Source organism: Streptomyces sp. BK79 (assembly GCF_044142145.1).
Lineage (GTDB): Bacteria > Actinomycetota > Actinomycetes > Streptomycetales > Streptomycetaceae > Streptomyces.
The window spans coordinates 47,428-58,460 of the sequence record NZ_JBHVOC010000037.1 but is presented as its reverse complement, the minus strand read 5'-3'; the positions used below and the strand labels follow the sequence as shown (position 1 = coordinate 58,460).

Annotated in this window: 7 protein-coding genes; 5 read left to right on the top strand and 2 right to left on the bottom strand. The window is 70.3% G+C overall.

The window, feature by feature from the left end:
* Positions 1–36 precede the first annotated feature (36 nt).
* A complete protein-coding gene (locus tag ACFIF2_RS33735; protein ID WP_395577092.1) occupies positions 37–1,143 on the bottom strand; it encodes a hypothetical protein in 1,107 nt (368 codons plus the stop codon).
* Positions 1,144–1,709: 566 nt separating this feature from the next.
* On the opposite strand from ACFIF2_RS33735, the gene ACFIF2_RS33730 reads away from it, so the two are divergent.
* Positions 1,710–3,599: a DNA/RNA helicase domain-containing protein gene (locus ACFIF2_RS33730; RefSeq protein ID WP_395577091.1), complete on the top strand. Its 1,890-nt coding sequence runs from the start codon at positions 1,710–1,712 to the stop codon at positions 3,597–3,599.
* 131 nt (positions 3,600–3,730) lie between these two features.
* Here the strand turns inward: ACFIF2_RS33730 and ACFIF2_RS33725 are convergent, their stop codons facing one another.
* The gene (locus ACFIF2_RS33725) at positions 3,731–5,407 is read right to left on the bottom strand and encodes an HNH endonuclease (RefSeq protein WP_395577090.1); all 1,677 of its coding nucleotides are present in this window, start codon (positions 5,405–5,407) and stop codon (positions 3,731–3,733) included.
* 506 nt (positions 5,408–5,913) lie between these two features.
* On the opposite strand from ACFIF2_RS33725, the gene ACFIF2_RS33720 reads away from it, so the two are divergent.
* The 4 genes from ACFIF2_RS33720 (at position 5,914) to ACFIF2_RS33705 (ending at position 11,011) form a co-directional block, all read left to right on the top strand.
* Positions 5,914–6,384: a GNAT family N-acetyltransferase gene (locus ACFIF2_RS33720; RefSeq protein WP_395577095.1), complete on the top strand. Its 471-nt coding sequence runs from the start codon at positions 5,914–5,916 to the stop codon at positions 6,382–6,384.
* Positions 6,385–6,473: 89 nt separating this feature from the next.
* Complete coding sequence (locus tag ACFIF2_RS33715; protein WP_395577089.1) at positions 6,474–7,982, top strand: ABC transporter substrate-binding protein; 1,509 nt, start codon at positions 6,474–6,476, stop codon at positions 7,980–7,982.
* Positions 7,983–7,985: 3 nt separating this feature from the next.
* The gene (locus ACFIF2_RS33710) at positions 7,986–9,782 is read left to right on the top strand and encodes an ABC transporter permease subunit (RefSeq protein ID WP_395577088.1); all 1,797 of its coding nucleotides are present in this window, start codon (positions 7,986–7,988) and stop codon (positions 9,780–9,782) included.
* Complete coding sequence (locus tag ACFIF2_RS33705) at positions 9,779–11,011, top strand: MFS transporter (protein WP_395577087.1); 1,233 nt, start codon at positions 9,779–9,781, stop codon at positions 11,009–11,011. The genes ACFIF2_RS33710 and ACFIF2_RS33705 overlap by 4 nt, the downstream gene beginning before the upstream one ends.
* The last annotated feature ends 22 nt before the right edge of the window (positions 11,012–11,033 follow it).

Here is an 11,033-nt window from a genome sequence, read left to right as displayed (position 1 = left end):
TCGGCATGAGGTTGGAAAAGGCTCACTGACTCGGCGTCAGGGTCGTAGGCAGCGTTCCCGGAGCTCGGAGATGACTGCCTTCTCCTTGGCGTTGGCGTCACCGTCCACCGCGGCCACGCGATCGGCCGCGTCGAGGAGGTCGCTCAGATCCCCCGGCTCGGCATCCACCCGCTTCCACACCTCGGCGGGGTCGAGGTCGACAAGGCGCGCGAGCTGTTCGTCGACCACCTGGTGCTGCTGCCGGACGAGCCTCACCAGATGCCGCATCAACAGCGCCTCGTCGTCGGCGATCTTCTGCGTCGCCCTGATCACGAGCCACGCGACCCACAGCATCAACTGCGGGTGCCGGCTCTCCTTGCTCAGACGCTCGGCGATCTCGATCACCCGCGCCTCGTTCCGGAAGACGGCCTGCGCGTGCCGCCCGGCGAGTAGCGTCGTGTAGCGGTTCAGCACCACCGCGAGGGGAACACCGACGAGTGGAATGCCGATCTTGATGACGTTGCGTTGCAGGAGATGCTTCCCGACGACGGGGAGGGCCTTTCCGGCGGTCAGAACCGAACCGGAGTAGAAGCGCTTGACCAGTGGCCGCACCATGGCCGGGACCGCTTTAGCCACGCCTTTGTGAACCGCTTCCCCGCTCTTGATGGTGAAGGCGACGCGGATGAGCTTCCACAGGTCCTCGGGGTCGTTCATGTCGAGCGGGACCCGGTAGAGGACCGCGATGTCGTAGGCGAGGCGGAGCTGGAGCCGGGTGATGAACGCGACGTCGACCATCATGGTCGCGACCGCGGCGGGTACGGTCGCCGGCGAGGCACCGCCGAGGCTTCCGATGGTGGCCGCGACGGTCGCCGTGTAGGCCCCGGCGGAGAGTCCGCCTTCGAGCGCGGCATACCGGCACGCCATCTTGATCCGCTGATCGACGATACCGTCCGGCGGGACGCCCTCGTACCGCTCCTGAAAGTACTGCCAGTCGACCTTCTCGGTGTAGGAGCTCATGGCATGAGCGGTGAGCTTGGTGAACCAGTTGCCCGACTTGATGTCGTCGGCGCTCAGCCCCTTGATGAACTCTTTGAGCTCGGTTCGTTCCTGCTCGACAGCCTTTCGAGTTGCCTTGTCGTCTGCGTCGTTGTCGGTAGCGTCCATCGGAGTCGCGGTCATGGTGAGTGCCCCCAGGCGGTTCGGCGACGAGCCGGAACGCGGAGTTCGGACAACCCCGCCGGTATCTCGAGACGGTGACTTCGGCGAGCGGCACAGTGGCCGACGGATGCCCCGTTGAGCTGCAACCTTAGTGCCTCACACGGCGATTGGTGCCTGAGATCCGACCTACGGCCTGCCCGCCGCACGCGGGAGGACTCCCGCAGCCCGGAGATGGAAAAGTGCGCCGTTCTCATGGCCCGTCGAGTGACAACACACGGCGGCTCGCGAAGGCCGCGGCTTCTCCGATGCAACCGCACGTTCGGCCTGGCCCTCTGGCTCTGGCACCTTTCGGCATGGTCGCTCGGTTGCGGGCGCGATCAGGAGGTGGCAGGGACGTCACCGGAAACGGACCCCGGTCGCCTCCGTGGCCACCAGAGACCTCTGTCAGTGCCACAAGGTAATCTCGCAGGCATCGTCAACGCGGCCCGACGGGCTTCCGCTCCGCCCTGGTGGAGTCTCGAAGGACATGCCCCCACCCGCACGAGTCACTTCGTGCTGCCTGGGGGAAGTCCTTGCTGCTCCGCGAGTCTGCCAAGTCGATCGCCGCGAGGGCCTTCGACAGCTCGCTCTACCTGCACCTCACCGAGCGATTCGTCCACATGCATGGTTACCGGCCCAGCACCGCGGAGGTCCGCTCCTGGGAGCGGAGCATCCCCGCACTGACGGCGGTTCTCAACGACGCCGGTCTCGGTGACGTCGAAGTCATGCTTGAATACGCGCTGCCGCTCAACAGCAAACGGGCAGACGTCGTACTCGCCGGAGTGCATCCGACAACGGGTGAACCCTCCTATGTCGTCGTGGAGCTGAAGCAATGGAGTCAGGCACTCCCGAACGAGGACGACCCCACCCTGTGTCATGTGGACGCTTACCCCCACCCTGTTCTCAATCCTATTGAGCAGGTACGGCGGTATTGCGAGTACCTGGTCAACTTCAACGGGGCTGTCGCGGAGTACGGGCACAGGGTCAACGGGGTGGCTTTCCTGCACAACGCCACCGAGTTCGGAGTCACCGGACTGCGGGAGATCGAGCGGGACGGGCACGGCCTGCTTTTCACCGGGGAGCGCCGTGGCGCTTTCATGGACCACCTTCGCGCTCAGCTCAGCGACAAGTACTCGGGAGCCCGGGCGGCGGATGAGCTGTGTCACGGGGTCACAGTGCCCTCGAAGCAGCTCATGTCCGTAGCAGCCGAAGAGGTGCGCGAGCGTACGCAGTTCGTGCTCCTCGACGAGCAGCAGGTTGCGTACCGCATGGTGCTCAACGCGGTGCAGAAGGCGAAGGACGCGGACCGCAAGGAGGTCGTCATCGTCACGGGCGGACCAGGCACCGGCAAGAGTGTCATCGCCCTCCAACTGCTCGGCGAACTGTACCGACGCGGCGTACCCGCACTGCATGCCACCGGCTCCCAGTCCTTCACCAAGACGATGCGGAAGATCGCCGGCACTCGCAAACGGGAAGTACAGGACCTCTTCAAGTACTTCAACAGCTTCATGACGGCCGAGAAGAACAGCCTCGGCGCCCTGATCTGCGACGAGGCGCATCGTATCCGGGAGACGTCGGCCAACCGCTACACGCGCGCCGCCCTGCGGACCGGCCGGGCCCAGATCGACGAACTCATCGACGTCGCCTACGTCCCGGTCTTCTTCCTCGACGAACACCAGGTCGTCCGTCCCGGTGAGATGGGCACCGTGGCCGAGATCAGGGAGGCGGCGGCGAAGCGGGGCATCCCCTGCCACGTCGTCCCGCTGGACAGCCAGTTCCGCTGCGGCGGCAGTGACGCTTACCTGCGCTGGGTGGTCCGGCTCCTGGGCCTGGAGTCCGGCGGTCCGGTCGTCTGGGAACCCGATGGCCGCATGCAGCTGCTGGTCGCCGACAGCCCGCAGGAAATGGAGGAGTTCCTTGAGGCCCGCCGCTCCCAGGGCTACGGCGCCCGCATGTCCGCCGGCTACTGCTGGCGCTGGTCTCCGGAACCCAAGCCCGGGGAGCCGCTCCCGCCGGACGTAGTCATCGGTGACTGGGCGCGCCCCTGGAACCTGCGCGGCGACCGCTCCGTCTCCGGTGCGCCCCCGGCCGCCCTGTGGGCCACCGACCCGGCGGGCTTCGGCCAGGTCGGCTGCGTCTACACGGCCCAGGGTTTCGAGTACGACTGGTCCGGCGTCATCATCGGCTCTGACCTGCTCTGGCGCGGCGACCGGTGGATCACGGACCGAACGGCGTCGAAGGACCCGGTCTTCAAGAAGTCGATCCCGGATGCCGACGTCGACCGACTGATCCGCAACACCTACAAGGTGCTGCTGACGCGAGGCATGGTCGGCACCATTGTCTACTCGACGGATCCGGAGACGCGGCAGAAGCTGCGAGAGCTGACGAGCGAGGGCGTACGGAAAGCCATGTCCGTGGCCTGACACCGTAGCTGCGATGTTGGTACGCCCTCACCAATCGATAATGATGGATGCATCCGGAGAAATGTCCGGCCCGATCGGCACCCGTGGGTCTGAAGTCCAAGGGAGCCGATCGGCGGCATCACACCCCAGCTTTACCCCTCTGTCAGCATGTTGAGTTCGCACAGAGTGCGGTGGTATTGCAGATATGCCTCATCGATCTGGTGGTTGACGTGTCGGCGCAGACGTCCCAAGGCGTCGCCTCCCTGGGTTCGCTTCACGACGCCGTCGACGTCCACGTAGATCTCGAGGCCGTCGAACAGAACGTGGTGGTTGGGACAGAGGCAGAGCAAGTTCTGCAGTTCGTCAGGACCGTCATGGGGAGAACCGAGGCCACGGATGTGTGCGGCCTCGCTGTAGGGCCTGCGCTTGTACTGCAGGCGGGCTTCGCACACTTGGCAGGCATGGCCGTGCAATTCCTTGACGTGATTGGCTATCGCAGCATCGCGAACCAACCGTGAGACGGTCGCTTCTCGGCGGGTCGCCGGGCCGGCTGCCCGCTCTGAGTGGTGGGTTTCCGGGGTACGGCTGTCCTCGTCATCATCGACCAGGCCATCGGCTGTGGCGTACCCGGCGAGACCCACCCGTCCGAGCAGTGCCCGTTGGTCGACGTCGTCGAGGTAGGTACTACAGAGCTTGATCACGGCTTCCAAGCGGGTCAGCGGGTTCCGCAGTAGTTCAGCGCTCGCCTGAGTGAAGCCCGCGACTGGCTGCGCCGTGTTGAAGGTCCCCACCTGCGGCATGGAACCGGCATCGCTTGGGACGCCGTGCACCTCCCAGAGACCACTGCCCTGCAAATGCCAGAAGGGGTACTCAGGCGTGACCTTGGAATCGGGCAGGCCGAAATCGGCCAGAAGTGGACTGACTTCCGAGCGAAAGGACGTCCACGGCGCCAAGCGCGGCTTGTCCGCAGCGATTCGGGAGATCGCCCACAGCAGAGACAACGGTTGGTGGCGACTGGGAGCATCGCTGCCCGTGCGGCGATGCGTGTGGAGGGATCCGAGCCGGTGCAGGAGATCCCGGGCGGTCAGCGGGGCGGACACGGCTGGAGGCGGAAGCGGTGACTCCGAAGAAGCGATCCTGCTCCTTCCAGGAAGGAGTTCCGCGGTACGGCGGTAGTCCTCACCTGACCGAAGGGTGAGGCTGCGCAACGGTGCAGGAACGTTCAGGCGCGCCAGTACGGGCTCAGCGGGAAGTGGCGTGGCGAACTCTTCGACTTCCCCCAAGGCCATGATGTGTTCCCACGTGGCGTTGTCCTCGTCTGTACCCCAGACTTTGCGTGCTACTGGCAGACTGTCGAACAGATGGAGAATGCGAGCGCGAGCGATGAGGTGGTTCTCCGCATAGAAGAGCACGTCATCCCCGATTCGGCGGTTACGTAGAGCCTTCGCCTTCTCATTGTTGACCTGCGTGGTGGGAGTGGATCCCCACAACCGAGCGACCCCGTCCGGGTACAACGCGGTGAGCACGTGCGCCTGCTCGGCGAGCGCGTCTTTGATGTCTGCGATCGGTACACCTCGTCGTACCGACTTCGCGAAGTTCTGCGGTCCGCGATCCCGGGCGCCGCCGCGTGGCTGGAGAACCACCTGCGGCCCTCCTTGCTGCCCGTCTGTGACGGCGTTCCCGTCTTCCACGGTGAAGCCGAGCGAACGCAGGCGGTGGGCGACCGTACGCGCGCCACCGCTGAACCCATCAGCAGACAGCAGGCTGCCGGCTGAGTACAGGTGTGCTACTCCTGCGATGGCCTTCGAGTCAAAGCGGCTGCCGTCCACGACCAGCTCGTATGTCGTGGCCCGACCGAAACCGTACCGGTGACGAAACGTTTCGCGCCCTAGCTGCTGACACTCGGCGATTGCAGCCAGCACCCCTGCGCGAGTCAGATTCCCAAGTCCCATGCCGAGGAGGTTAGTAGGACAGTATGACAAACGTCGGTCCATGCTGCGTTGGTAGTGCTGTGCCAGCAGACCTTCTGTGGATTGCCCTTCCCCAACTCCGCGGCAAGTGCAGCCGTTCCGACAGTCGCGACTCTGCTACTGGGCCACCGAGGGCTGGGATGCCCTCCAGGAGAAGGCCCTGCGCGCTTGGCTGCTCGACCGCATTGAGAAACGCGACCTCTGGCTCGACGAGGACGGCCAGGGCCCGACGGGTGGACGCCTCTCACAGCAGGGCCTGCGAGCAGCGGCTTCCCCTTATTGCGTACCATGTGCAAGTGCTCGCCATCGACGACTACCGCATCCGCCCCGCCACCCCCGCCGACCTCGCCCCCGCCCGAGCCGTCATGCTCGACACCGTCTACCGCGACTTCGGCACCGGGTACGTCCCCCGCTGGCACGGCGACATCATCGACCTGGCCGGGGCGTATGTGACCCCCGAGCGGCACACCCTCCTCGTCGCCGTCGACGGGGAGGGTGAGGTCGTCGCCACCGCCGCGCTCGACTCCCGTGGCCCCGTGCACCCCCCGAACCCCGCGCACGTCGCCGAGCGGTACCCCTCAGGGGTGACCGCGCAGCTGCGGCGGGTGTACGTGCGGCCCGAGCATCGTCGGCGTGGGCTCGCGCGGCGGCTCGTGGACGAGCTGCTGGCCTTCGCCGCCGCCGACGGGGGGTACCGGGCCGTCTACCTGCACACCGACCCCGCCGTCACCGGCGCGGAGCCGTTCTGGCGGTCGCTCGCCAAGGTCGTGCACGACGAGCGGGAGGACGCGGGCGGTGGGCAGGGGATCGTGCACTTCGATGTTCCCATGGGCTGACTTCGTTGTGAAAATCGTTCTCATGTAGTCTCCGGTTCGCCGCCCTGCCCGGCCGCGTGCCCCGACCACCCCCGATCGATCCGAGGACCATGCGCTCCCACCGCCGCTCCCGGCTGCTCGCCCCGCTCCTGCTCCTGCCGCTGATATCGAGCTGCTTCGCCTCAGGAGGCGGTGACGACTCCGGGGCCGGCGGGGAGGGCGGCGGTGACGGGGAGCGGCTGCGCGTGGCCCTCGCCTTCCCGCCCGCCGAGAACCTCTCCCCGTACGGCGCCGACGCCACCCTGCTCAGCCGGCTCGGGGTCACCGAGGGCCTCACCGCGCTCGACGCCAACGGCTCCGCCGCCCCCGCGCTGGCCGAGTCCTGGCGCCGGGACGGGGACAAGGTGTGGGAGTTCACGCTCCGGGACGCCACCTTCCAGGACGGCGGAGACGTCACCCCCGCCGCCGTCGCCGGCTCCCTCACCCGCGCCGCCGACGCCGAGCCCGCGCCCGCCGCCCTCGCCGGTGTCACCCTCAGTGCCGAGGCGCGGGGGGAGCGGGTGGTCCGGATCACCACCGCCGAGCCCGATCCCGTACTGCCGTTGCGGCTGTCCAGCCCGAGCCTCGCGGTGCTGTCCGGCAAGGCCTACGCCGACAGGGACCGGGTCGACCCCGTCGGGCACGCCACCGGACCCTTCGAGCTGACCAAGGTCAACGGGGCCACGTCCGCCACCCTCGACCGGTTCGACGACTACTGGGGCGGCCGCGCCCAGGCCTCCGGCATCGACGCCCGTTTCATCGCCGACGGCACCGCCCGCGCCAACGCCCTGCGCACCGGGGAGCTCGACATCGCCGAGGCCGTCCCGGTGGCGCAGGCGGCGACGCTCGACAAGGACACGCGGCGCGACACCGCCACCACCCGGACCACCAGCCTGCTCCTCAACGCCTCCTCCGGGCCGTTCGAGGACGCCGGGCTGCGGGCCGCCGCGCGGGCCGCTATCGACACCTCCGTGTTCGCCAAGGACGTGTACGAGGGGTACGCCGACCCCGGTGCCGGGATCTACGGGCCCGCCGTGACCTGGGCCGAGGGCAAGCGGACCGAGCCCGTCGGGCGGGCGGCCGCCAAGAAGCCCGGCGGGGACACCATCACCCTCGCCACCTACGACAACCGGCCCGAGCTGCCCGAGGTCGCCCAGGTGGTGAAGCAGCAGCTGGAGAAGGCCGGGTTCAAGGTGAAGCTCACCGTGCGGGAGTACTCGCGGCTGGAGGGCGACGCGCTGGAGGGGAAGTTCGACGCCTTCGTGCTCGCCCGCAACACGCTCCTCGACACCGGTGACCCCGTCGCCGTCCTCGCCGGCGACTACACCTGCGACGGCGGCTTCAACATCGCCCAGCTCTGCGACCAGGACGTCGACCGCGCCGTCGCCGACGCCGAGAAGATCGCCGACACCGCGAAGCGGCAGGACGCCGCCATGATCGCCGAGGCCCGCGTCCTCGGCAGCGACGCCGTCGTGCCGCTCGTGCACCAGCGGATCATCACCGGCGTCGCCGACTCCGTACAGGGCGTGATCCTCGACCCGTACGAGCGGACCCTCGTCGGCACCGGCACCCGGCGCTGAACCGTGCGGCAGCGGGTGGCCACCGTGGTGTGGCGGGCCGTCCTCGCGGCGGGACTGGTGTGCGGCATCGGGCTGCTGCCGTGGCTCACGCGGACCGACCCGGCCCACACCGTGCTCAAGGCGCGGTCCGCCGAGCGGGAGCCCACGCCCGAGGTTCTCGACGGCATCCGGGAGCAGCTCGGGCTCGACGGCGGCCCCCTGCACGTGCTCGGGCGGTGGGTCGGAGGGCTGCTGCGCGGGGACGCCGGGCAGTCGTGGATCTCGGGGGCCGACGTCCTGCCCGGCGTGCTGCAGGCGCTCGGGGCCTCGCTGCTGCTCATGTCCGTCGCGTTGCTCGTCGCCGCCGTCACGGCCGGGCTGATCTGTGCCCGCACGCTGCGGCTCGGGGCCCGGCGGCGGCTCGGCGGGCGGCGGCGCGGGGGCACCGTGTCCGCCGTGCTCGCCTCGCTGCCCGAGTTCCTCGTCGCCTCCGTGCTCGCCACCGTCGTCGGGGTGCAGCTCGGCTGGCTGCCCGCGCTGGGGTGGTACGGGCCCCAGTGGACCGTGCTGCCCGCGCTCGCCCTCGGGCTGCCGGCGGGGGCCGTGCTCGGACGGCTGCTCGACGACCTGCTGCCCGGAGCCTTCGGCGAGCCGTGGGCGCTGGCCGCCGCCGCCCGGGGACTGACCGGGCGGCGCATCGCACGGCAGGCGCTGCGGCGGTGCGTGCCCGCGCTGCTGCCCAACCTCGGTCTGTTCGTCGTGGGCCTCACGGGCGGTGCCGTCGCCGTCGAGCAGGTCTTCGACATTCCCGGCCTCGGCCGCACCACCCTCCAGGCCGCCCTCGCCCAGGACCTGCCCGTCCTCCAGGCCGGCACCCTCGCCCTGGTCCTGCTCGCCGCGCTCGCCACCGGCGCCACCCGCCTCGCCGCCCGCCTGCTCACCGGGCCCGCCCTGCGCGACGGCGCCCTGGGCTCCCTGCACCGGCCCGCCCCGCCCGCCGGGGGCGTGCTCCCGCTCGTCTACGGTGCCGTCCTGCTCGCCGTCGTCGTAGCCGGGCTGACCCGTGACCCGCTCGCCCTCGACACGGGGAAGAGGTTGCTGGCGCCCTCCCTCGACCATCCCTTCGGCACCGACTCCCTCGGCCGCGACCTGCTCGCCCGCGTCGGCCACGGCGCGCTCGACACGCTGCTGCTCGCCACCGCCATCACCGCCGCCGCGCTGCTCGCGGGCGTGCTCCTCGGGCTCGTGCCCCATGTGTCCGGGCCGCTCGTCGACACCGTCAACGCCGTGCCGCCCGTCCTCGCCGCCCTCCTCGTCACCGCCGTCGCCGGCAGCGGGGCGGCCACGCCCGCGCTCGCCGTGGGAGTCGTCGCCTGGGCGCCGCTCGCCGCGCACACCTCGGCGCTGCTGCGGCAGGAGCGCGCCACCCTGCACATCACGGCCACCAAGGGGTTCGGCGCGGGGCGGTGGTACCTGCTGCGGCGCGAGCTGCTGCCCGCCGTACTGCCGCCCGTCCTGCGGCACGCCCTGCTGCGGCTGCCCGGCGTCGCCCTCGCGCTCGCCTCGCTGGGCTTCCTCGGCCTGGGCGCCCAGCCGCCGTCCCCCGAGTGGGGTCTGCTCCTCGCCGAGAACCAGCCCTACGCCGAGCGCGCCCCCTGGGCCGTCCTCGCCCCCGCCGCCGTCCTCGCCCTGCTCGGGGCGCTGGCCGTCAGCGCGGCGGGCGGCCTGCGCCTGCCCCGGCGGCGACGACACGGGCACCGGCGCACCCCGGTGGCGGCCGCACAGCCGGCCGAGGAGAAGGAACCTGTCTCCGTCCGATGACCTCGCCGCTCACCGGCCGGCTCGGGCGGACGTCCGGGCGTACGGCCCCGCTCTCCCCGCTGCTGCGGCTGCTCATCCTCACCCAGCTCGCGTTCAACATCGGCTTCTTCGCCGTCCTGCCCTTCCTCGCCGAGCACCTGGGGCAGGGCATCGGCATGGCCGGGTGGCTGGTCGGGTTCGTGCTCGGGCTGCGGACCTTCAGCCAGCAGGGGCTGTTCGTGGTCGGCGGTGCGCTCGCCGACCGGTACGGCATCCGGCCCGTCGTGCTCGCCGGGTGCGGGCTGCGCATCGCCGGGTTCGGCTGGCTCGCCTTCGCCGAGCGGACCTGGGCCGTCGTCGGTGCCGTGCTGCTGATCGGGTTCGCCGCCGCGCTGTTCTCCCCGGCCGTGGAGTCCGAGGTCGCCCGGCAGGCCGTCCTGTGGGAGGAGGCGAGCGGCGGGGACCGGACGCGGGTGCTGGCGCTGTTCACCGTCGCCGGGCAGGCGGGGGCCTTCGTCGGGCCGCTGCTGGGCGCCCTGCTGCTGGCCGTCGGCTTCCGTACGGCGTGTCTGGCCGGGGCCGGTGTCTTCGTACTCGTCCTCGCCGGGCACGCGTGGCTGCTCCCGCAGCGCGTTCCCGGGCGGGAGCCGGTGCGGTTCAAGGGCGGTGCGCGGCTGCTGCTGCGCAACCGGCGCTTCCTCGCGCTGTGCAGCGCGTACGGCGCCTATCTGCTCGCCTACAACCAGCTCTACCTGGCCCTGCCCGACGAGGTGGACCGCGCCGTCGGCTCGCAGGCGCCGCTGGCCTGGCTGTTCGCGCTGTCCTCGCTGCTGGTGGTGACCGCGCAGCTGCCGGTGACGCGGTGGGCGGGGGAGCGGCTGACGCCGCGCCGGTCGATGGTGGCGGGGCTCGGGCTGGTCGCGGCGGGGTTCGCCGTCGTCGCCCTCACGCGGCCCGCGGGGTGGACGGGCGCGGGCGGGCTGGTGCCCGCCGGCGGGTTCGTGGTCCTGCTCACCCTCGGACAGATGCTCGTCGCGCCCGTCGCCCGCGCCTGGGTGCCGGACCTCGCCGAGGAGGGGCGGCTCGGGCTCTACACGGGGGCGCTGTCCTCGGTCTCCGGGCTCATCGTGCTGGCCGGCAGCTCGGCGACCGGGCTGCTGCTGGACGGTGGTCTGCCGGTGGCCGTGCCGTGGCTGGTCCTGGCCGCCGTACCGCTGGCGGCGGCGGCGCTGCTGCCCCGGCGGACGTGAGACGACGGCGCTCTTCCAGGTG

Bases quoted from the DNA above. Each gene is read 5' to 3' on its own strand.
- ACFIF2_RS33715 (WP_395577089.1), top strand. From the start codon at position 6,474: ATGCGCTCCCACCGCCGCTCCCGGCTGCTCGCCCCGCTCCTGCTCCTG.
- ACFIF2_RS33705 (WP_395577087.1), top strand. From the start codon at position 9,779: ATGACCTCGCCGCTCACCGGCCGGCTCGGGCGGACGTCCGGGCGTACG.
- ACFIF2_RS33720 (WP_395577095.1), top strand. From the start codon at position 5,914: ATGCTCGACACCGTCTACCGCGACTTCGGCACCGGGTACGTCCCCCGC.
- ACFIF2_RS33735 (WP_395577092.1), bottom strand. From the start codon at position 1,143: ATGGACGCTACCGACAACGACGCAGACGACAAGGCAACTCGAAAGGCT.